The sequence below is a fragment of the [Roseibacterium] beibuensis genome (assembly GCF_039542305.1).
Taxonomy (GTDB): Bacteria; Pseudomonadota; Alphaproteobacteria; order Rhodobacterales; family Rhodobacteraceae; genus Roseibacterium; species Roseibacterium beibuensis.
Genome location: NZ_BAABHW010000001.1, coordinates 1,068,977 through 1,090,383, shown reverse-complemented (window position 1 = coordinate 1,090,383; position 21,407 = coordinate 1,068,977). Strand labels below are relative to the sequence as shown.

21 protein-coding genes and 1 tRNA gene are annotated in these 21,407 nt (G+C 65.9%); 6 read left to right on the top strand and 16 right to left on the bottom strand.

Going from position 1 to position 21,407, the window contains the following annotated elements; translation table 11 throughout:
• Positions 1-128: 128 nt before the first annotated feature.
• Complete coding sequence (locus ABD923_RS05410; RefSeq protein ID WP_259546247.1) at positions 129-1,016, top strand: DUF1289 domain-containing protein; 888 nt, start codon at positions 129-131, stop codon at positions 1,014-1,016.
• A gap of 220 nt (positions 1,017-1,236) precedes the next feature.
• Positions 1,237-1,758, top strand: a complete 522-nt coding sequence (gene cobU, locus ABD923_RS05405; protein ID WP_259546248.1) for a bifunctional adenosylcobinamide kinase/adenosylcobinamide-phosphate guanylyltransferase — start codon at positions 1,237-1,239, stop codon at positions 1,756-1,758.
• A gap of 25 nt (positions 1,759-1,783) precedes the next feature.
• Here cobU and ABD923_RS05400 read toward each other — a convergent pair whose 3' ends face one another.
• A complete protein-coding gene (locus ABD923_RS05400; protein WP_259546249.1) occupies positions 1,784-3,238 on the bottom strand; it encodes a cobyric acid synthase in 1,455 nt (484 codons plus the stop codon).
• Complete coding sequence (locus ABD923_RS05395; RefSeq protein WP_259547405.1) at positions 3,235-4,770, bottom strand: cobyric acid synthase; 1,536 nt, start codon at positions 4,768-4,770, stop codon at positions 3,235-3,237. The genes ABD923_RS05400 and ABD923_RS05395 overlap by 4 nt, the downstream gene beginning before the upstream one ends.
• Before the next feature lie 220 nt (positions 4,771-4,990).
• Between ABD923_RS05395 and ABD923_RS05390 the strand changes: the two genes are divergently transcribed.
• Complete coding sequence (locus ABD923_RS05390) at positions 4,991-5,557, top strand: cob(I)yrinic acid a,c-diamide adenosyltransferase (RefSeq protein WP_259546250.1); 567 nt, start codon at positions 4,991-4,993, stop codon at positions 5,555-5,557.
• Between the two features lie 76 nt (positions 5,558-5,633).
• On the opposite strand, the gene bchE is transcribed toward ABD923_RS05390, so the two are convergent.
• Together bchE and ABD923_RS05380 are read right to left on the bottom strand one after the other, a co-directional pair.
• Positions 5,634-7,481 carry a magnesium-protoporphyrin IX monomethyl ester anaerobic oxidative cyclase gene (bchE, locus tag ABD923_RS05385; protein ID WP_259546251.1) on the bottom strand — a complete coding sequence of 616 codons (1,848 nt, stop codon included), beginning with the start codon at positions 7,479-7,481 and terminating at the stop codon, positions 5,634-5,636.
• Between the two features lie 126 nt (positions 7,482-7,607).
• Positions 7,608-8,315 carry an SDR family NAD(P)-dependent oxidoreductase gene (locus ABD923_RS05380; protein ID WP_259546253.1) on the bottom strand — a complete coding sequence of 236 codons (708 nt, stop codon included), beginning with the start codon at positions 8,313-8,315 and terminating at the stop codon, positions 7,608-7,610.
• 211 nt (positions 8,316-8,526) lie between these two features.
• On the opposite strand from ABD923_RS05380, the gene ABD923_RS05375 reads away from it, so the two are divergent.
• Both ABD923_RS05375 and ABD923_RS05370 read left to right on the top strand, forming a co-directional pair.
• Positions 8,527-9,831, top strand: a complete 1,305-nt coding sequence (locus tag ABD923_RS05375) for a cobyrinic acid a,c-diamide synthase CobB (RefSeq protein WP_259547407.1) — start codon at positions 8,527-8,529, stop codon at positions 9,829-9,831.
• Positions 9,832-9,965: 134 nt separating this feature from the next.
• Positions 9,966-10,313 (top strand): cysteine-rich small domain-containing protein, encoded by a 348-nt coding sequence (locus tag ABD923_RS05370; RefSeq protein ID WP_259546254.1) that lies wholly within the window; start codon positions 9,966-9,968, stop codon positions 10,311-10,313.
• Positions 10,314-10,347: 34 nt separating this feature from the next.
• Here the strand turns inward: ABD923_RS05370 and ABD923_RS05365 are convergent, their stop codons facing one another.
• Both ABD923_RS05365 and ABD923_RS05360 read right to left on the bottom strand, forming a co-directional pair.
• Positions 10,348-10,905, bottom strand: a complete 558-nt coding sequence (locus ABD923_RS05365) for a carboxymuconolactone decarboxylase family protein (protein WP_259546255.1) — start codon at positions 10,903-10,905, stop codon at positions 10,348-10,350.
• A 196-nt stretch (positions 10,906-11,101) separates the two neighbouring features.
• Positions 11,102-11,178: transfer RNA gene (locus ABD923_RS05360), tRNA-Arg, on the bottom strand.
• 135 nt (positions 11,179-11,313) lie between these two features.
• Here ABD923_RS05360 and ABD923_RS05355 point away from each other — a divergent pair.
• The gene (locus ABD923_RS05355; protein ID WP_259546256.1) at positions 11,314-12,810 is read left to right on the top strand and encodes a fused MFS/spermidine synthase; all 1,497 of its coding nucleotides are present in this window, start codon (positions 11,314-11,316) and stop codon (positions 12,808-12,810) included.
• Between the two features lie 12 nt (positions 12,811-12,822).
• Here ABD923_RS05355 and ABD923_RS05350 read toward each other — a convergent pair whose 3' ends face one another.
• The 10 genes from ABD923_RS05350 to sufB form a co-directional block, all read right to left on the bottom strand.
• Positions 12,823-13,839, bottom strand: coding sequence for a class I SAM-dependent methyltransferase (locus ABD923_RS05350; RefSeq protein ID WP_259546257.1), 1,017 nt, complete (start codon positions 13,837-13,839; stop codon positions 12,823-12,825).
• Positions 13,840-13,946: 107 nt separating this feature from the next.
• Complete coding sequence (locus tag ABD923_RS05345) at positions 13,947-15,170, bottom strand: cysteine desulfurase (RefSeq protein ID WP_259546258.1); 1,224 nt, start codon at positions 15,168-15,170, stop codon at positions 13,947-13,949.
• Positions 15,167-15,778: a Yip1 family protein gene (locus ABD923_RS05340; RefSeq protein WP_222187507.1), complete on the bottom strand. Its 612-nt coding sequence runs from the start codon at positions 15,776-15,778 to the stop codon at positions 15,167-15,169. The genes ABD923_RS05345 and ABD923_RS05340 overlap by 4 nt, the downstream gene beginning before the upstream one ends.
• Positions 15,775-16,278, bottom strand: a complete 504-nt coding sequence (locus ABD923_RS05335; protein WP_259546260.1) for a YIP1 family protein — start codon at positions 16,276-16,278, stop codon at positions 15,775-15,777. Before ABD923_RS05335 ends, ABD923_RS05340 begins: the two co-directional genes overlap by 4 nt.
• Before the next feature lie 4 nt (positions 16,279-16,282).
• Positions 16,283-17,587 carry a Fe-S cluster assembly protein SufD gene (gene sufD, locus ABD923_RS05330; RefSeq protein WP_259546261.1) on the bottom strand — a complete coding sequence of 435 codons (1,305 nt, stop codon included), beginning with the start codon at positions 17,585-17,587 and terminating at the stop codon, positions 16,283-16,285.
• Positions 17,587-18,342 (bottom strand): Fe-S cluster assembly ATPase SufC, encoded by a 756-nt coding sequence (sufC, locus tag ABD923_RS05325; protein ID WP_259546263.1) that lies wholly within the window; start codon positions 18,340-18,342, stop codon positions 17,587-17,589. Before sufC ends, sufD begins: the two co-directional genes overlap by 1 nt.
• Before the next feature lie 66 nt (positions 18,343-18,408).
• Complete coding sequence (locus ABD923_RS05320; RefSeq protein WP_259546265.1) at positions 18,409-18,621, bottom strand: hypothetical protein; 213 nt, start codon at positions 18,619-18,621, stop codon at positions 18,409-18,411.
• A gap of 19 nt (positions 18,622-18,640) precedes the next feature.
• Complete coding sequence (locus ABD923_RS05315; protein ID WP_222187514.1) at positions 18,641-18,952, bottom strand: heavy metal-binding domain-containing protein; 312 nt, start codon at positions 18,950-18,952, stop codon at positions 18,641-18,643.
• A gap of 18 nt (positions 18,953-18,970) precedes the next feature.
• Positions 18,971-19,882: an FkbM family methyltransferase gene (locus tag ABD923_RS05310; RefSeq protein WP_259546266.1), complete on the bottom strand. Its 912-nt coding sequence runs from the start codon at positions 19,880-19,882 to the stop codon at positions 18,971-18,973.
• Positions 19,882-21,402 (bottom strand): Fe-S cluster assembly protein SufB, encoded by a 1,521-nt coding sequence (sufB, locus tag ABD923_RS05305; RefSeq protein WP_259546267.1) that lies wholly within the window; start codon positions 21,400-21,402, stop codon positions 19,882-19,884. Before sufB ends, ABD923_RS05310 begins: the two co-directional genes overlap by 1 nt.
• Between the last annotated feature and the right edge of the window lie 5 nt (positions 21,403-21,407).

Here is a 21,407-nt window from a genome sequence, read left to right as displayed (position 1 = left end):
ATTGCGCGACGCAAGGGCCGCGCTATGTTCCACCCGGCACGACCAGCCATGCCGAAGGAGCTGGGAATGACCGACCGCAGCAGCCACATCGCCACGACGCAGATCCGCGCCCGCGACGGGGCTGCGCAATGACGCTCGAGGCCCGGCGTCCACCAACCACCCCCTGTCTCGGGGTTTGTGTCTTCGACGCGGCGGTCGGGCGTTGCATCGGCTGCGCCCGCACGCTGGACGAGATCGCGGAATGGGGCCGCGCCAGCGACGCTTATCGCGAAAGCGTCTGGGCCGAATTGCCCGGGCGTGCGGCCGAAATGGGTCTGACCGTCCGACGCCTCGACTGGCAGGGCGAGCGCCTTCTGGACGAGGTGGCGGCCCGGTTCGCTGCCGCCGAGGGCCGCTTCGCGGTCGGCGTCCATGGCGCGGTGGCCGAGGTCCTGCGCGCCCCGGACGAGCCGTTCGAGACGGATCGCGCCGCCTCTGTCCTGACGGTGAAAACGCCCCGCGCGGCCCTGCGCGTCAAGGCGGCGACTTACCTGACCGCGTTCGAGATCCAGCGCCCCGAGGACGCGCCGGTGATTGCCCTGGCCGTGCCCAAAGGGCGCGCCGGGCAGCGCGGCCCGGCGGAACTAACCGACCTGGGGCCGGACGCGGAGAGCCTTCTGGCGCGTGACGCAGGCGGGCGTCGCTTCGATCTTGGCCTCGGGCGGCGTGTCGCCCGGTTCACCCTGCGCTGCTCGGCGGAGCTGTCCGACGCCATCGCGCCCCAGTGCGGGACGCCCTGGCCGGATTGCCTTGAGCGCATCGGACCAGCGGTGCTGTCGGCCAGCCCCGTGCGGGTGGTCGAGGCCCCTTGCCTGCGCGCCGAGGTCGACACGCCCATGTCGCCGCCCGGCACCACCCCGCCCGAAGGGCCGCACACGGGGCTTCTCCCTGCGCAGATCGCGCAGGGCCGTAGCATGCCGCCAAACCTGTCCTTGCCCGACGACTACGTTCTGTCTGCCCTGTTCTACCCGTCCTGACCCGTCCGACCCTTCGCCATGTCGTCGGCTTGCCCGACGGCGTGATAAATGCCTTTCGTCAGGTCACAAGCAGCGCCCTCCAAGGGCTGTTAGAGACGGCACAACAGGCTGGACCGGAGAGCCTTGGATCTCAGAAAATCATGGCTTGGAGTCGGGTGGCAGGAATGGCATCTCCGACACAACACCGACGCAGCGTTCCACCGAGTGGGGAGAAACCGATTTGAGCCAGATCATCCTTGTCACCGGCGGCGCGCGCTCGGGCAAAAGCAGCCATGCCGAGGCCCGCACACGGTCGTTTCCGGGCGAGCGCATCTATATCGCCACCTCCCGCGTCTATGACGACGAGATGCGCGATCGGATCGACCGCCATATCGCCGATCGCGGCGACGGCTGGACCACGATCGAAGAGCCGGTGAACCTTGCCGAGGTACTGGATCAGACCGACGGCCGCGGCCCGAGGCTTGTCGATTGCATGACGCTCTGGCTGTCGAACCTGATGCTGGATGGGCGGGAGTGGGAACCGGCAGCCAAGACCCTGATCGAGACCCTGTCGCGCCAGACCAGCCCGGTGATCCTTGTCAGCAACGAGGTGGGCATGGGCATCGTGCCGGAAAACGCGCTGGCCCGCGCGTTCCGCGATGCGCAGGGCTGGTTGAACCAGCGCGTGGCGGTCGTGGCGGACGAGGTGCAGTTCGTCGTCGCGGGGTTGCCCTTGCAGATCAAAGGCCCCGCGTCCGATTGACGTCGCCTTGCCAAGGCCTGCCGCGCTAGCGCGCAAGGGCCAGCAAGGCGTCGAGGTCGAGATCGGCGGCGATCTCGTCCGCGAAATCATCCAGCGCCTGATCGAGCCGCGCGCGATGCCCCGCGCCCGAGGCCTGCCCGCCCATTTGCGTCAGCCAATGCTGTCGGAAAGAGTCCGACGCGAACAGCCCGTGCAGGTAGCACCCTGACACGAGGCCATCGCCCGACACAGCGCCTTCATCCCGGCCCTCCAGCCTGAGCCATGGCTTGGTCAGGCCCGGCCCCTCCGTCCGGCCCATATGCATCTCGTAGCCGGTGACGCGCGTGCCGCTGATGCTGTCCTGCGCTTCGACCTCGACCAACCGTTTCTCGGCGGCGATCGTGGTCTCGATCTCCAGCAGGCCCAGGCCCGGGGTATCGCCCGGCGCGCCCTCGATCCCGTCCGGGTCGCGCACCACCTGGCCCAGCATCTGGTACCCGGCGCAAAGCCCCGCCACCCGGCCACCACGCCGCAGATGCGCGCGCAGGTCGATGTCCCACCCCTCGGCCCGGAAGGCCTCAAGCGCGGGGCGCGTGGTCTTGGACCCCAAGAGCAGGACCACGTCGGCATCGCCGGGGATCGCTTGCCCGGGTTTGACCCAACGCAGATCGACACCCGGCTCGGCGATCAGCGGGTCCAGATCGTCGAAATTCGCCATCCGCGACAGTTCGGGCACGGCGATGACAAAGCCGCCCCCTGCCCCCGTCTTGCGCCCGTAGCCAAGCGAATCCTCCTCGGGCAGCGCGCGGGCGGCTTGCGACCAGCGCAGCAGGCCAAGGACGGGCCAGCCGGTCTCGGCCAGGATGTCCGCCGCCGCTGGGGCAAAGATCGACGGATCGCCGCGAAACTTGTTCACGATCACGCCACGCACGCGCGCGCGGTCCTCGGCGCTCCACAGGCGGTGGTGCCCGATGGCCGCTGCCGTGACCCCGCCGCGCGACTCGTCGCCCAGCAGAACGGCGGGCAGATCGGCGGCTTCGGCCAGCCCCATGTTCGAGATATCCTGCGGGCGCAGGTAGCGTTCCGCGGCGCAGCCCGCCCCCTCGACCAGCACGAGGTCATGCTGCGCCGACAGCCGGTCGAGGCTGTCGCGGACGGTCGCGCGCAACTCGGGCTTCAACCGCTGGTAGGCGCTGGCGGAGTAGCGGCCAAGGACGCGGCCCTGCACCACCACCTGCGCATCGACATCCGTCTCGGGTTTCAGAAGGACGGGGTTCATATGCACGCTGAGCGGCACCCCGGCGGCATGGGCCTGCAAGGCCTGGGCGCGCCCGATCTCTCCGCCATCGGCGGTCACGGCAGCATTGTTCGACATGTTCTGCGCCTTGAACGGCGCCACGCTCAGACCCTTGCGCGCATAGGCGCGGCAGAGGCCCGCGACCAGCAGGCTCTTGCCCACGTCCGACCCGGTGCCGAGCACCATCAGCCGCCGACCAGTCATCGCGCGAGCGCCAGCAACGCGTCGAGATCCATGTCGTCTTCGAGTTGATCGGCCAGCGCATCGAGCGTCGCTTCGATCTGCGCCTCGTGATCGAGCCCCGAGGCCCGCCCGCCCATCGCCTCCAGCCAATGGCCGCGATACTCGACCGTTCCGAAGATCCCGTGGATATAGGTCCCCATGACGCGGCCATCAGGCGACACCGCGCCTTGGTCCTGCCCATCGAGGCGCAGCCAGGGACGCGACAGGCCCGGGCCGTCCGTCCGGCCCATATGCATCTCGTAGCCCGTGACGCGCGCCCCGCTTTCGGTGTCGACGGCATCCACCTCGACCAGGCGCTTGTCGTCGGTGATCGTGGTCTCGACATCCAGCAGGCCGAGGCCCGGCGTCTCGCCCGGCGCGCCTTCGATCCCGGCGGGATCGCGTACAACGCGGCCCAGCATCTGGAACCCGGCGCAGATGCCGACAACCCGACCGCCGCGCCGCACATGGGACAGGATGTCGATATCCCAACCCTGCTTGCGCAACGCTTCCAGCGCCGGGCGCGTCGTCTTGGACCCCGGAAGAAGCACGACATCGGCATCCACGGGGATCGTCTGGCCCGGCTTCACCCAGACAAGGTCCACCCCCGGCTCGGAGGAAAGCGGGTCGAGATCGTCGAAATTCGCCACCCGGTCGATCTGCGGCACCGCGATTTTCAGGGCACCCCCGGCAGAACGTGACGGCCGTTCGAGCGCCAGCGCGTCCTCGGCGGGCAAAAGCGCCGCCCCCTCGAACCAGCGCGCCACGCCAAGGAAGGGCCAGCCAGTCATCTCGGTGATTGTTTGGCAGGCCGGTTCGTAAAGCGAGAAATAGCCCCGGAACTTGTTCACGAGATAGCCCACGATCCGCGCGCGCTCCTCCTCGGTGTGGAGCATCCAACTCCCGACCATCGCGGCAAGCGCGCCGCCCCGGTCATTGTCGGTCAGCAGGACCACGGGCAGATCGACGGCCTCGGCAAAGCGCATGTTCGCAATGTCGGAGCGTCGCAAATGCGTTTCCGTGGCGGCCCCGGCGCCTTCGACCAGCACAAGATCAGCCTCGGCCGCGGTGCGGTTGTAGCTGTCGACCACGGCGGGCATCAGCATTGGCTTGAGATTATGGTAATGCCGCGCGGGCCAGTTGCCGAGGGCGCGGCCCCGCAGCACCACCTGCGAGCCCACCATGGCCTGCGGCTTCAACAGGATCGGGTTCATGTGGATCGAGGCGGGCCGTCCTGCCGCGCGCGCCTGCAACGCCTGCGCGCGCCCGATCTCGCCGCGCGGCACGGTGCCGTCCGGTCCGGGCGGCAGATCGCCATCGGCCGCGACGGCGGCGTTGTTCGACATGTTCTGTGCCTTGAAGGGCGCGACCGTCAGGCCCCGGCGCGCATAAGCCCGGCAGAGGCCCGCGACCAGCATGCTCTTGCCCACGTCCGAACTGGTGCCCTGGATCATCAGCGACCGGGCCCGTCGCGGCGGCGCGGGGTCGAGAATGGGCACGTTGATGTCGGGCATCGGCGGCGGTGCATCGTCGGGCGGCAGGTCGTAAGTCATGGCACCTCGCAGAACGGTTGGGCACAGGGTGATGTGCCTGTGGCGCAGAGCTTGTCAAGCGGCGGCGCGGGCGGTCGGCCCGCGCGGCGATGCGGAGCACCGGGGTTTCCAACGCCGGCCTGTGGTTCTATCTGTTTCACAACACCCTGCCGCGCTTTGACCTCGAAAAGGAAAATCCGAAATGACCACCGAGACCCCATCGACCGCTCCAACCCTCGTGGTCACCCGCACGGGCGACTCCGGCGAAACGGATATCGGCACGGGCCGCGTGCTGAAATCCGCGCCGCGGATCGAAGCCTACGGCACCGTCGACGAGGCCAATGCCGTGATCGGCGTTCTGCGCACCGCCGCACGCGATGACAGCGACCTCGACGGGTGGCTGCGCGAAATCCAGACCGATCTGCTGAATATCGGAACCGATCTTCACATGGCGGGAGAGGCCAACGAGGCGCAGCGGTTCAAATCCGCGCCCACCGAGCGGATCGAAGGGTTGCTGGAATCTCTGAACGCAAGCCAGCCGCCGCTGACGAGTTTCGTTCTGCCGACCGGGGTGAATGCCGCCGGGGCCTACGCCCATCTGGCGCGAACCGTCGTGCGCCGGGCCGAGCGCCGCGTTGTGGCGCTTTCGCAGGTGGAGGCGGTGAACCCGGAGGTTCAGGCCTATCTCAACCGCCTTGCGGATTTCCTGTTCGTGGTCAGTCGCGCGCTGAACGAGCATGGCACCAAGGACGACGTCTGGGCGTCGTAAGAGACTTCTGACAAGGCAGGGCGCCCGGCAAGTGCCGGGCGCCCCCCTTTTTTCAACGGGTCAGGCGTGCCGCGTCTCAGCGCAGCGCCGCTGCCTGTTCCTCTTCGTCCATTTGCGGGTTGCCGGCCACCTGGCTCGGGTTCGTCGTGGCGGCATGGACCCGCGACAGCGCCGCATCCATCTCCGCTTCGGACATCTGCTGATCCCCGCCGCCGCCGCAGGCCGCCGCGGCCAGGGCTTTCTCGCGGGCCCGCAGATCGGCCACCACCTCGGCGCGCTCATCCTCGGACAGGGGCTGCTTGACCGCGCCATTGGCCGAGGCCTTGGCCGCGCCATTGCTCAGGCCCAGACCTTCCTCGGCGGCCTTCATGCGCGCCTCGGCTTCTTCTTCCTTCCGCTTGGTGCGCGCCTTCCAGGCGTTCACGTCGCCGAAATCGACCTTTTCTTCCAGCTTCTTGGTGCTGTCGAAGTTCCACTTGAGCTTCTTGATGGTCTGCGGTCCCCAGTAGCCGAACTTGCCGAGGTCATAGAACTTGCGTTCCAGCGCACTCTTGATGAAGGCCTTGAGACAGCCCATCAGGTAGCGGCGCTTCAGCGGGTCCTTCTGCCACGGGTAGTGGAACAGCGACCGGCGCATGTAGAACCGGCGATAGTTGTTCATCACCGCGTCCAGCAACTCGCCCCGATCCATGTTCTTGGGCTTCATGATCGGTGTCACGAAGTTGTATTTCTCGAAGTCGAAGACTTCGACCTGGTCCTCCATCTCGCGGTAGAGGTCGGAATAGGGCCAGGGCGTGAACATCGACCAGTTCGCCATGTCGGCGCCCCAGTCCATGACCATCTCGTAAGTTTCGTTGATGGTTTCCGGCGTCTCGCTGTCGATGCCCATGATGAACTGGGCCTCGGTGACGATGCCGTTTTCCCGCAGAAGCCGGATCGCCTTCTTGTTCTCGGCGACCGAGGTTTCCTTGTTGAACAGGTCGAGGTTGAGCTGTGCCGCCGCCTCGGTCCCCAGCGAGATGTGGATCAGGCCGGCCTTGCGATAGAAGGGCAGATCCTCTTCATCGCGCAGGATGTCGGAGACGCGGGTGTTGATGCCCCAGTGGATGCCGAGGTCGCGGTCGATCAATTCCTGGCAGAAAGCGACGAAGGCCTTCTTGTTGATAGTCGGCTCCTCGTCGGCGAGGATGAAGAAGCCAACATCGTGCTCCTTCATCAGGTGCTCGATCTCGTCGACCACCAGCTTGGGATCGCGCACGCGGTAGTCGCGCCAGAATTTCCACTGCGAGCAGAAAGAGCAGGTGAACGGGCAGCCGCGCGACATGGTCGGCGTGGCCACGCGCACGTTCAGCGGGATGTAGATGTATTTCGGCCAGTCCAGCACCGACCAGTCGGCCACGATCGAGTCGACATTCTTGATCGGCGGCTCCGGCTTGGTCGCGATCACCTTCTCGCCTTCGCGATAGGCGATGCCGTTGATCTGGCCGCGATCGTTGGGCCAGCGGCCGGCATGCACGGATTCGACAAGGTTCAGCATGACCGCTTCGCCCTCGCCGCGCACCACGGCGTCGATCCAGGGGGCTTCCTTCAGCACCTGGTTGTACATGAAGGTGCCGTGGATGCCGCCAAGGACGCAGACGGCCTCGGGGTGCATTTCCTTGGCGATCTCAAGCGCGCGTTCGGCCTTGTAGATCGAGGGCGTCATGGCGGTGCAGCCGATGACGTCGATGTGGTCTTCCTTGGCCAGTTCGGCGCGGAGCTGATCTTCGGTCAGGTCATCGGTCATCGCGTCGATGAACCGGATATCGGTATATCCACCCGACTTCAGAAAGCCGGCAAGATAGGCGACCCAAGCGGGCGACCACTTGCCCGCGATCTCGGCCCCGCCGGAGTGATAGTTCGGATGAATCAAGACAATGCGCATCGGCGGTTCCTCCACGGCGCGGTCCAGAGGCGCCGGTCAATGTTCACGCAGATAGTTGTCAGGCAAACTTGACAGATCGATGCGTCGGAGGAATTGACATGAATCAAGCGCGAGCGCGCTGTCGCCTCAATTCATCGCCATTCCGCCGTCGATATTGAGGGTTTGGCCGGTGATGTAGCCAGCTTCCCATCCCAGCAGGAACCGAATCGCGGGAGCGACCTCTTCCGGGGCGCCGAAGCGACCGAGGGGAATATCGGCGAGCAGGCGATCCTTGGACTCGGTCACCAAGGGCACCGACATATCCGTCATGATGACGCCCGGCGCGATGGCGTTGACGGTCGCGCGGCGGCGCAGACGGCGGGCCAGCGCGCGCGTCATCCCGACAAGCCCGGCCTTGGCCGCCGAGTAGGCCACGTAATCCCTGGCCCCGCGCCGGTACGCGACAGAGGAGGCGAAAACCATGCGCCCCATGCGACCGGGCGGCAGGCGGTCTTCCATCGCGGTGGCGAAGTCATAGGCATTCGCGAGGTTGTCGGCCATCGTCCGCTCCCACACGCCGGGCGTGTCGGCAAGTTCGCGGTCCGGGGTAAATGTGCCCGCCAGGTGCACCAGCCCGTAGATCGGCCCCTCGACGGAGGCGAGGGCGGCGCGGGCGGCCTCGACCCCGTCCGCTTCGAGCGGAAAGATGGGCGATTCGAGCGGGGTGGCCATATCCTCAAGCGCCGATCCGGGGCGGTCGATCAACAGCAGGTCATACCCGGCGGAGCGCAAGGTTTTCGCCGTGACGCGCCCGATCCCACCAGCCGCCCCCGTGATTGCGATCCGATCCGCCATGCCCGATCTCCTTCTTGCTTCCGTGACCGCGCCTTTCTGCACCGCATCCATCCGGGAAGGAACCCCTCTGGCCCCGCCGATGCCCTTGACACCCTTGGCCCGGCCAAACCAAGTGGGCCGGATGCCAGGCAAGAGGGGCGCAATGACCGAGTCACACAGATCCGGCGAAGGACCAGCGGCGGTGCCGGGACATGACCCGTCCCGGTCAACCATGCCGCCGGGCCTCGTGATCGCGGCCCCGGCCTCGGGCATCGGCAAGACCACCGTGACCCTCGGCCTTCTCCGGGCGCTCCGCGACAGCGGACTGACAGTGCAGGCCTTCAAGAACGGGCCCGACTATATCGACCCCGGCTTTCACGCGGCGGCCGGGGGGCGGCCCTCGTTCAACCTCGACCTCTGGGCAATGGACGCGCCGCTGCTGGACGCAATCCTGGGCATGTCGCAGGGGGCCGACCTGGTCATTTCCGAGGGCGCGATGGGCCTTTATGACGGCAGCGCCGCGCCGGGCGTCAGTGGCCGCGGCTCCAGCGCCGAGGTGTCGCAGCGGTTCGGCTGGCCCGTCGTCCTGGTCCTCAACGTCGCGGCCCAGGCCCAGACGGCGGCGGCGATTGCCTATGGTCTGTCCAAGCACCCCAATGCACCGCCGCTGGCGGGCGTGATCCTCAATCACATCGCGGGCGCCCGCCACGAAATGATGATCCGCGAGGAGATGGCGACGCTCGGCATCACGGTGTTCGGCGCCCTGCCCCGCCGCAGCGACCTGGAGCTGCCCTCTCGGCACCTCGGCCTCGTGCAGGCCGAAGAGCAGCCCGACATCGAACGGGTGATCGCGCGGCTCGGGGCCTTCCTGCGCGACCATGTCGATATCGCGGGCCTGACCGCCGCCGCGCGCCCTGGCGCGTCAAAGGACAAGGGCACCTGGCCCAAGCCGCCGGCGCAACGGATCGCCTTCGCCCGCGACGCGGCCTTCTCCTTCGCCTACCCGCACCTCCTCGAGGCGTGGCGCGCCGCGGGCGCCGAGATCCTGCCCTTCTCGCCCCTGGCCGACGAACCGCCCGATGCCACGGCTGACCTCGCGTGGCTCCCCGGAGGATACCCCGAACTGCATGCCGGCCACCTTGCCACCTGCGCGGGCTTCCGCGACGGCTTGATCCGCTTTGCCGAAACCAGGCCGGTCCACGGCGAATGCGGCGGCTACATGGTTCTGGGCGAAACGCTGATCGATGCGGATGGTGTGGGACACCCGATGGTCGGCCTGCTGCGCCACACCACGAGCTTCCGCCAGCCCCGCCTGCACCTCGGCTACCGTCGGGCCGAGTTGCACGCCCCCTTGATGGGCCACACGCCGGGAACGGCCCTGGTCGGACACGAATTTCACTACGCGACCCTGTCCGACCAGCGCGATGCGCCACTGGCCAAGATCCATGACGCCCAGGGTAACCCGATGCCCGAGACGGGCTCTGTCCGCGGCACGGTCACAGGAAGCTTCTTTCACATGATTGCCACCACGGATTGATCTGGCCGCCGGCCCCGTCCGATGCGCGCCGAAGTCATGTCCCGGCGGACAATCCACTCGACGCGGGCGATCGGCAGTTTATCTTTCCGGTAGCCATTCAGGGACGCCACTCAGAAGAGCAGAGGGACACGAGCATGCAACCGAAGGACACCACCAACAACGAAGCCTTCAAGGGCTTTACCAATACGTCCTGCCCCTTCCTGCCCTGCCACAAGGGCGTGCAGCGCGAATTTAACTGCCTGTTCTGCTATTGCCCGCTGATCGCCTATGAATGCCCCGGCCCCTACGAGGTGTTCACCGACAAGAACGGGGTGAAGCGCAAGGATTGTTCGGCCTGCACCCTGCCCCATGACGGCTATCACCAGTCGTGGAATTTCATCCAGCGCTGGCTGGAATACCCCGTCCCGTGGTCCGCCAACGAGCAGACCGACCCGCCGACCCGCCGCCCGAAGCCGCCGGGGTCCGACGAGTTCGAGGACTGACCCTCACCGCATCGGTCCGCCTGCCCGGGTATCCTCAATCCGGGGCAAGCGGGTTTCGCGCAAGCTCATCTGCAATCGCGTCATCCAGGGGCGGCTCGAAGCTGTTCAGGATGAACCCGAGGGTCGTGTAGAACCCGACTGTGGCGATCAGGTCCATCATACCGTCCGTGCCGACAAGATCGACAAGGTCACTCTGCATCTCCGCGTCGAGGGTCTTGGCATCGAAGAGTTGATCAACGGCCCGCGCCAGGATCGCATCCTCCGGCGCCATCCCTTCGGTCGGCCCCTGCATCGCGCGAATGCGCGCATCGGTCAGGCCGCAGTTGCGCCCGCGCACGACATGCTGCGCCCATTCATAGCGACTGCCCAGCCGATAGCCCGCCCGAAGGATGACGATTTCGCTCCGCTGTAGCCCCAGCGCGGTGTCGAGGACCACGTGCTGACGCAACCCGGCCCATGCCTCCAGAAGCGCGGGATGATGCGCCATCACCCGGTAGACATTCAACGTGCCGGCAAAACCGGACCGCAGTGTCGCGATGCGGTCGGGCCAGTCGGCATCCGGGATCGGCGGGAGGTGTACGGTCTGGGTCAAACGCGGCGGCCTTTTCTGGTTTTGCCGCAAACTCGGCGATCAGCGCACCAAAGACAATGCCGGACGTTGGTTTGTCCGCGGTTTGACCGATCCGCCGGGCCTGGACCGGCCGCGCTGAGAAGCCGCACCGACAAACCAGCCGCAGAGGGCGTCGGAAAAACCGAGCGCCAGCAGCTCGAAAACGACAGGAGTGAAGTGGCGCACCCGATAGGATTCGAACCTATGGCCTCTGCCTTCGGAGGGCAGCGCTCTATCCAGCTGAGCTACGGGTGCCGCGCCAAGGCCGTATAGGCGATTGGAGAAATCGCTGCAATGGGCCTTGAGGCGAAAACCGGGCACTTCAAGCCCTCTTGCGCTGGCCCGCGTGGTGGTCTTGCATGCCGTCGCGAACGGGGAGGACCAAACACCATGACACGTGCGACACCGCTTTGGTTGCTGGTGCTGCTTCAGGGCGGCATCTCGGCGGCTTCCCTCGTGGTCGAGATCGTGGCCGGGCGGATGCTGGCGCCGCATGTGGGCATGTCGCTCTACACCTGGACGTCGGTCATCGCGGTGGTGCTGGCGGGCTTCTCGGCGGGCCATTGGTGGGGCGGGCGCCTGGCCGAAAGGCCCGCGGCCTCGGCGCTGGCCTGGACCGGCGGGGCGCTGCTGGCCGGGGCAGTGACGACGGCGGGTGCTGTCCTGATCCTGCCGGCGGTGGCGGGGCCGGTCCTGGCGGCGCTGCAAGACCCGGTCAGCGGGATCACGGCGCTGACCATGGCCGCGTTCTTCCTGCCGTCGTTCTTCGCCGGGGTCCCTGCCCCGGTTCTGGCCCAGATCGCGGTGACGACGGCCAGCCGCTCGGGCCCGGCACTTGGCGCGATGTTCGCCTCGGGCGCGGTGGGGGCGATCGCGGGCACGCTGCTGGCCGGGTTCTTCTTCATCTCGTGGCTGGGGTCGGCAGCGACCCTCGTCGTGGTGACGATTGTCTACGTCCTGTCCGGCCTGTTGTTCTTCTGGCTCGCGCGCTCTCGCGGCCTGCCCATCGCCTTGATCGCCGGGGCCGCCGCCGCCGGGCTTGGCGGCCTCGCGCTCGCCGCGCCCGATCCCTGCGACGTGGAAAGCCGCTATTTCTGCATCCGGGTCGATGACCTTTCGGCCAACCCCGAACGCCCCGTCCACCTGATGGTGATCGACCATCTCGCCCACGGCATCAGCGCGCGTGACCTGCCGGAGGTGCAATTCACCGAACACGCCGCCATGCTGGCAGAGCTTTCCGAGCGGCGCGCGCCGCGACCGGATTTCACCAGCTACCATATCGGCGGCGGCACCTATTCCGTCCCCCGCGCCTTCGCCGCGGGCGAGGCCGGAGAGATCACGGTCGCCGAAATCGATCCCGCCGTGACCGCGTTCGCCGAGCGGGAATTCTGGTTCGACCCGGCCAGCGCCACGATCCTGCACGAAGATGCCCGCCGCGCGCTGCTGACCCGCCCCGAACGGCACTATGACGTCATCATTGGCGACGCTTTCACCGACGTGGTGGTGCCCGTGCACCTTGTCACGCAGGAGTTCTTTCAACTCGCCGCCGACCGACTGACTCCCGGCGGCAGCTACCTGATGAACGTGATCGATTACGAGGATCGCCTCTATGCGCTCTCCTCGATCGTGGCGACGATGCAGACCGTCTTTCCGGTGGTCGAGGTCTGGACGCATCTGACCCAGCCCGCGCCGGGGGCCCGGATGGTCTTTGTCGTCGTGGGGGGCGACAGACCGACCGCCGTGGGGGATTTCTCGGTGCCCGCCCCCGACCTGATGCGCTTCGGCGCCCTGGCCGATGGCATGGTCGCCCAACTGGCCGAGGCGCGCGGCCAGGTCCTGACCGACGATTACGCCCCCATCGACCGCCTGATCGGGCGGCCCGACTAGGAAAAAGTCCAGTCAGGCGGGCTTGCGCGCCTCGGCCAGCATGGTCATTTCGGGGATCATCTCGGAGACGGCGACCCCTTCGAAGCCCGCGCGTTCCAGTGACGACAGCAACCAGCCTTCGTCCAGCGACCGCGCCCTCGGGGTAAAGGCGGTGTGCTGCAACTGCCAGAGCGCGGCCAGTTTCGGCCCCGTCCGGTCGGAATGTACCACGAAGTCATGGACCAGGAACAGGCCACCGGGGTTCAGACGCTCCATCGCCGCGCGGATCAGCCCATCATGCGTGACGCCCGGCACGCCCGAAAACAGGTAGGACATCAGGATCACGTCCTGCCCGCCGGGCCAGTCGGTTTCCAGCGCGTTCCCCTCGATATAGGTGATGCGGTCCGACAGGCCGGCCTTTTCGACATAGGACCGGCCAAGCGCCGCGACATTGGGGAAATCGACGATGGTCGCGGAAAGCTCGGGGTTGGCCTTGCACATCGTGATGGCGAACGCCCCCGTGCCGCCGCCCACGTCGAGCAGGTGTTTCGCGCCCGACAGGTCCAGCCGTTTCACCAGTTGCCGCGCGGGGCCGAGCGACCCCGCATGCTGGCTTTCGGAATAGAGCCGCGCCTCGTCCGCGTCCGCGAACCACTCGGCATAGGACGCCGTCGCCTCCTCGGGCAATTTGCCGGTCAGGGCCTCGTCGATCTGGTCCAGAAGGCCGTACATCTGGCGCCCGACCTGAAGGCGCAGGTAATCGCCGAAATCATATTTCGCGCCTTTCACCAGAAAGGCCTCGGCGGCCGGGGAATTCGCGTAGAGCCCCTGCCCCTGCGGTTCGACCAGCCCCAACCCCGCCAGCGCCGTCAGCAGGGTTTCCGCCCTGTCCGTATCAAGCGCACTGGCCTTTGCCACCGCCCCGGCATCCGCCGACCCGCCCGCAAGCGTCGTGAACACCCCATGCTCCAGCGCGGCGAACAGCGCCTTCGATCCCATGAATCCAAAGGCAATCTCGGAAATCTCGTCGGCACTGGTCAAAACGGTCATGACTATCCCCTCGCTCCTGCTGATGCAGCGGGGATAGCAGCCGGCGGAGGGATGTTCCACCAGCGACATGGGTCATGTCGTTTTCAGACCGCGTGAATGCTTAAAACTCAGGCAAAAAGCTCGTGACAGAGTTCCAGCGCATCAACCAGCGCATCGATCTCGGCCTCGGTGTTGTACATCCCGAAACTGGCGCGGCAGGTGGCGTTGACGCCCATATGCTCCATCAACGGCCCGGCACAGTGCTGGCCCGCGCGCACCGCGATGCCGCGCTTGTCAAGCACGGTCGAGATGTCATGCGGATGCCCCGCCCCGTCGATGGTGAAGGAGAAGATCGCGCCTTTCGACGCAGATTTCCCCTGCACCTGAAGCCAGTTCAACCCATCGAGCCGCTGCCGCGCATATTGCGTCAGGTGGCGTTCATGGGCGGCGATATTCTCCATCCCGACGCCCATCATGTAGTCCAGCGCGACGCCAAGGCCGATCTGCTGGACGATACCGGGCGTGCCCGCCTCGAACTTCATCGGCGGGTCGTTGTAGATCACGGTGTCTTTCGTCACCTCGCGGATCATGTCGCCACCGCCGAGGAAGGGGCGCATCTCGTCCATCACCTCGCGGCGGATGTGGATCGCGCCGGACCCGGACGGCCCGTAAAGCTTGTGGCCCGTGATGGCGTAGAAATCCGCGCCAAGCGCGTCGAGGTTCACCGGCATGTGCACCGCGGCCTGCGAGCCGTCGATCAGCACGCGGATACCCCGCGCATGGGCGGCGTCGATCACCGGTTTGACGTCGAACACGGTGCCCAGAACGTTCGACATATGCGACAGAGCGACCAGCTTGGTGCGCGGCCCCATCGCATCGATCACCGCCTGCGGGTCGAGATCGCCATTGGCGTCCACGTCCACCCATTTCAGCACCACGCCCTGCCGTTCGCGCAGGAAATGCCAGGGCACGATATTGGCATGATGCTCGGCCACGCTCAGGATGATCTCGTCCCCGGCCTGAAGATGCGGCATGGCCCAGCCATAAGCGACAAGGTTGATCCCCTCGGTCGTGCCCGAGGTGAAGACGATCTCTTCCTCGTCCTTGACCCCGAGGAACCGCGCGATCGTGCCGCGCACCGCCTCGTATTTCTCGGTCGCGAGGTTCGACAGGTGATGCAACCCGCGATGGACGTTCGCATATTCCATCGAATAGGCCTGCGTGATCGCGTCGATCACCACCTGCGGCTTCTGCGCCGAGGCCCCGCTGTCTAGGTAGACCAGCGGCTTGCCGTTCACCTCGCGGGAAAGGATCGGGAAATCGGCCCGGATGGCGTCGATATTATAGGTCATGTCGGACCTCCTGTCGGCACGGTCGCAAGGCCCAGCATGGTCAGGATCAGGCTGAGCGCGAAAAGGATGGCAAAGCCCGAAACGACGGTCATGGCAAAGACCAGCCCGAGCGAGGTGAAGCCGTGCAGCACGCTGACGAAATTCACTAGCAGCCAGAAGAACAGAGCGATGGCGAGGATGGTGATCAGGCCCGCGACGGGCGGAATGATCAACAGCGCACCGATCTGCACCAATTGCAGAAGGTTGAAGATGAACTGCAGCCAGATGACCAGCAAAAGCGCCTCTTCGAAACGGCCATTGCCGCCAAAGACGCGCCCGATCCGGTGCATCGCGTGGGCCATGATGAACAGGAACGCCGCCTGGACCAGACCCAGCGAGATGACCGAGTTCTGCAATGGCCCGGTCAGGGGACCGTTCCCCGGCAGCTCGGCCAGCAGTGCCACGACCTCGCCCAGCAAGAGCGAGATCACGACGACAATGGCAAACATCAGCCACAGCACCTGCGTCGTCGGCGCAAAGGACAACACGGTCACTGCCCCCTCGCGCGGGTTCGAGATCGTGTCGCGCGCAAGGCGCAACAAGCGGCCGAGATTGGCCAGATCGCTCATTGCGGTTGCTCCACCCCGGTGTAGGTTTCGGCCTCGCGCAGGGCGATCGTCCAGAACCCCAGGAACACCACGGCCAGGATCGCGCCCGTTGCCGTCTGCGCCGGACCCGGCCCGATGAAGCCCGAGACAAGCCCGTAAAGCAGCCAGGCGGGCGTCGCGCAGAGCATGCTCCAGAACAGCGCCAGCCGTGCAGAATACCACGAGCCCTTGCCACCGAACGGCATGGCCAGAAGATGGCTGATGGCCGCAAGGATATAGGCGAAGATCGGCATCCACAGGATCCACGCGAACAGCGCGCCTCCGATCCGCGCCTCCAGCGGCACGGACGGGTCGAGAAAGGCCTGCCGCGACAGGACCGGCCATTGCGACACGAAGATCAATCCGCACGCCAGCATGAGAAAGAACAGCGCGCGGTCTTCGCGCTGTCCCATGTCCAGAAGCTTGCGCATCACCCGCCGTGGCCTGCGCCACGTTGCGGCGATATCGCCTGTCAGGCTCATCGCATCACCCCTGCCGCCGCCGCTCCAGCCAGTTTTCCAACCGGGTGCGGATGTCGTCCTGTAGACGTTCGTCCTCGATTTCCTCGATCGCCTCGGCGAGGAAGGCCAGGACCAGCAGGTCGGTCGCCCGGCGTTCCGGCACCCCGCGCGAGCGCAGGTAGAACAACGCCGTCTCGTCGAGCGCCCCGGTCGTGGACCCGTGCGAGCACTGCACGTCGTCGGCATAGATCTCCAGCTCGGGCTTGCCCTGGAACGAGCTGTCCTCGTCCAGAAGCAGCGCCTGGCTGATCTGGTAGCCATCGGTTTTCTGGGCGTCCGGCTTCACCAGGATCTTGCCCTGGAACACGCCCTCGGCCCCGTTGCGAAGCACCTTCTTGAACACCTGCCGGCTTTCGCAGCGCTGTGCATCATGGGTGATGAACACCGTGTCGTCGTGGTGAAAATCGCCCGAGGCGCCATCGCCCATCGCCGCGCCCGCTACATGGGCTGCGGCATCGTCGCCGGTCATCTCGATGACATGCTCGTTGCGCGTCATCACGCCATTGGCGGTCAGGGTGAAGGATTTGTAGGTCGACTCCTGCCCGAGGCGCGAGAACACATGCGTCGCGGCGCGGCGTTCATGGTCGCGGCCCTGCGTGCGGACATGGTGGAAACGGCCGGTATCGGCCACTTCGACCTCCATGCACTTGTTGAACCGCGCGGCGGCGGGGCCGCTTTCCAGCACGGTCACCTCGGCCCCCTCTTCGACCTTCACCAGGTGGTGCAGGATCGCGTCCGAGGTCTCATCCTCGTGCAGGTAGATCAGGTTAATGGGCTTGGCGGCCTTGCCGGTTGCCCGGATCGCAATACCATCGGTCGCGAAAGCCGTGTTCAGCGCGGCCAGCGGGCGGGCCACGGGCGTCTGTCCCCGGGTCTCGAGCACGCCATAGAGGTCGCGCACCCAGTGGATGTCCTTGGCCATCGCGTCGGACAGGCGCGTGATCTCGACACCCTCCATCGCCAGATCATCCGACTGCGCGGGGTCGAACACCCCATCGACGAACACGATCCTGAGCCGCTCGATCTGATCGAAGGCCGGGGCTTCATCCTCGTATTTGAAGATCGCCGCACGCGGCGCGGCCGGCTGGGTCAGGCTTTCGGGGTTGGTGAATTTCCAATACTCGTCCCGCCGCCCCGGCAGCCCCATACCGCGCACACGCGCCAAAGCGTCGGCGCGCGCCTCGGCGGCCCATCCGGCCTCACCCTCGGGCAGGGTCAGGGCGTCGAGCCGTGCATCGGTCGTGTTCTGCTTGACTTGCGCCAGCGCCATCAGGCCACCTCCCCGAGGATATCGGCATAGCCGTTGTTCTCGACTTCGAGAGCCAACTCCGGGCCGCCCGTCTTTACAATGCGACCATCGGCCATGATGTGCACCACGTCGGGTTTGATGTGATCCAGCAGGCGCTGGTAATGGGTGATGACAAGGAAGGCGCGGCCCTCGTCGCGCAGCGCGTTCACACCCTCGGACACAAGCTTCATCGCGTCCACGTCGAGGCCCGAGTCGGTCTCGTCGAGAATGCACATGGACGGCTCCAGCATCGCCATCTGCAGGATTTCGTTGCGCTTTTTCTCACCACCCGAGAAGCCGACATTCACCGGGCGCTTCAGCATGTCCGCGTCGATCTTCAGCGTCTTGGCCTTTTCCCGCACCAGCTTGAGGAAATCGCCGGCGCTGATCTCGTCTTCGCCGCGCGCCTTGCGCTGCGCGTTCAATGCGGTGCGCAGGAAGGTCATGTTGCCCACGCCGGGGATCTCGACCGGGTATTGGAACGCCAGGAACAGGCCCGCTGCCGCGCGCGCTTCCGGCTCCATCTCCAGGATGTCCTCGCCGTCGAGCGTCGCTTCGCCCTCGGTGACCTCGTAGCCGTCGCGGCCCGACAGGACGTAGCTGAGGGTCGACTTGCCCGACCCGTTCGGCCCCATGATCGCGTGCACCTTGCCCGCCTCGACGGTCAGGTCCACACCCTTGAGGATCTGCTTGTCCTCGTCTTCCAGTTTCACGTGCAGGTTCTTGATCTCGAGCATCTTTTTCTCCTCGTCTGCCGCGCTCCCGGCGCGGACTGGACATGATCTTTGACGTTTGACGCGGTCTCAGCCGCGCCGGTCGGATGAGTTTGCCGCGCGATTGCGCGTTGGGGTGGCGGGATCGCCGCCGCGGGTCATCGGGCTGTTGGCGCGTCGGCCCAGAACCGCGCGCACGCGGCCCGAGTCAAAGCTCAGGTCCATGCGCCGGACCAGTTCGCGCACATGCTCGGCGATCTGGGGGTCGGACACCCGCGTCTTGCGCAGCGTTTCATTCCTCATGGCAGGATCCTCGGGTTTGTCAGGCCAGAACGACGGCCGTGCCGCTGGCGGACACCATCAGCATGTTGTTGATCACCTCGTAATCGAGATCGACGCCCACCACGGCAGTGCCGCCGATGTCGCGGGCGCGATCTTCCATCTCGCGCAGGGCGGTTTCACGCGCGCGGCCCAGTTCCTGTTCATACGCGCCGGAACGGCCGCCGATGATATCGGTAATCCCGGCAAAGAGGTCGCGGAACACGTTCGCGCCCAGGATGGCCTCGCCCACGACGATGCCCTTGTATTCGGCGATCTGGTGCCCTTCGACACTATGCGTTGTGGTGGTGATCATATCGGCAACTCCTCAAACTCAATCGGCCCGCACGTCATCCGGCAGGCGGTCGGCATAGGCCTCGGGGGTGCTTTCGGGCACGCAGCCCCGTTCGACGAGCCGGTCCAGCAGCGCCAAGGCAAGGCTGTGGCTGTGATAGACCGCGCCGGCTAGCACGCATTGATGCATCAGCGCCTCGTCCGAATACGTGTCGAGCCGCGTGATATCACGCAGGTAGACGCCATCCCCGTCGATCAGCTGGTCATTCGCCCGCCGCTTGCGCAAGCGGTGCGCCTGCGAGTTGGGGATCGGGCGGGCCTTGTTGAACAGGAACTTGTGCAGGCCAAACCCCATTTCCATCAGGGCACTGTCCACCCCGCCCAGCATCGGCTCGCCCTCGTAAAGCCGCAGGTAGCGCAGCTCGGTGATCACCGCGAGCGCCGCGCCCAGAACCTTTTGCGCGCCTTGAAAAACCGCGACCTCGCCGCCCTGAATGTCGATCTTGAGCAGATCGACCGGGCCGAGATCCTCGAAATCATCGAGGCGCATGGTCTGCATCGGGATCTCGCGGGCGACCGCACCCCAGCGTTCCCGCTGCATCAGCTTGCCGGTCGGCGTGTAAGGCGGATGCACCGAGGAAAACCCGCTGGAGCGATAAAGCCGGAAGGTGCAATCCTCTCCGTCACCCACGGCATTGGGGTAGTAGATCTCATGCGCGCTGGCATTGGCCTTCAACTGGGCGAGCGCCTCTTCGTTCGGCTCGAACCCGATCACCTCGCAGCCGCCCATGGACAGCAACGCGGCATAGGGCGCCTCGTTGATGCCGTTGGCCCCGACATCGGCGATGCGGGTCAGGCGCGACAGCGGCAACGCGTCGAGAAGGAAGGCGGCCAGCGCCGCCTCCCCTGTCTGCGTTTCACCCGACGGTGCAGATGCCGCCAGCTTGACCATCAGCCAACGCTGCCTTCCAGCGAAATGGCGACCAGTTGCTGCGCTTCCATCGCGAATTCCATCGGCAGCGCCTGCAACACCTCGCGGGCGAAGCCGTTGACGATCAGGGCCACGGCCTCTTCCTCGTCCATGCCGCGCTGGCGGCAATAGAACATCTGGTCGTCATCCACCTTGGAGGTGGTCGCCTCGTGCTCTACCCGGCTCGAGTTGTTCTTGACCTCGATATAGGGGACCGTGTGCGCCCCGCATTTATCGCCGATCAGAAGACTGTCGCACTGGGTATAGTTGCGGCTGTTCGTGGCCTTGGGATGCATCGAGACAAGACCGCGATAGGTGTTCTGCGCCTTGCCCGCGCTGATCCCCTTGGAGACGATGCGCGACTTGGTGTTCTTGCCCAGGTGCACCATTTTCGTGCCGGTGTCGGCCTGCTGCATGTTGTTAGCGATGGCGATCGAATAGAACTCGCCCTGGCTGTCATCGCCGCGCAGGATGCAGGACGGGTATTTCCACGTCACGGCGGAGCCGGTTTCGACCTGAGTCCACATCACCTTGGAGCGATCGCCCCGGCAATCGGCGCGCTTGGTGACGAAGTTGTAGATGCCGCCCTTGCCGTTCTCGTCGCCCGGATACCAGTTCTGGACGGTCGAATACTTGATCTCGGCATCTTCCAAGGCGACCAGTTCCACGACCGCCGCGTGCAGCTGGTGCGTGTCGCGCATCGGTGCGGTGCAGCCTTCGAGGTAGCTGACATAGCTGCCCTTGTCGGCGATGATCAGCGTGCGCTCGAACTGGCCGGTGTTTTCCGCGTTGATGCGGAAATAGGTGCTCAGTTCCATCGGGCAGCGGACGCCCGGCGGCACGTAGACGAAGGACCCGTCGGAAAACACGGCGCTGTTGAGCGTGGCAAAAAAATTGTCCGAGATCGGAACGACCGAGCCGAGGTATTTCTTCACAAGCTCGGGGTGGTTCTTGATCGCCTCGGAGATCGAGCAGAAGATCACGCCGGCCTGTTCCAGTTCCTTCTGGAAGGTCGTGCCGACCGACACGCTGTCGAACACCGCGTCCACGGCGACTTTGCGGCCCTCGGCGGGCGCATCCTCGGCGCCCTCGACCCCGGCGAGGATCATCTGTTCCTTCAGCGGGATGCCAAGCTTTTCATAGGTCCGCAGCAGCTCGGGATCGACCTCGTCCAGCGATTTCGGCTTTTCCGCGAAGGACTTGGGCGAGGCGTAGTAATACTGGTTCTGGTAGTCGATGGGCGGGTAGTTGACCATCGCCCAGTCGGGCTCGTCCATCTTCTTCCACCGCTTGAACGCCTGAAGCCGCCAATCGGTCATCCACTCCGGCTCACCGTTCTTGTCCGAGATGAGGCGGACGATGTCCTCGTTCACGCCCTTGGGCGCGTAATCCATCTCGATGTCGGTTTCCCAGCCGTACTTGTACTTGCCACCAAGGGCCTGCACGGCCTCGACGGTTTCGCGCTCGACGCCTTCTTTGACTTCGGTTTCAAGTGCGGTCATCGCCA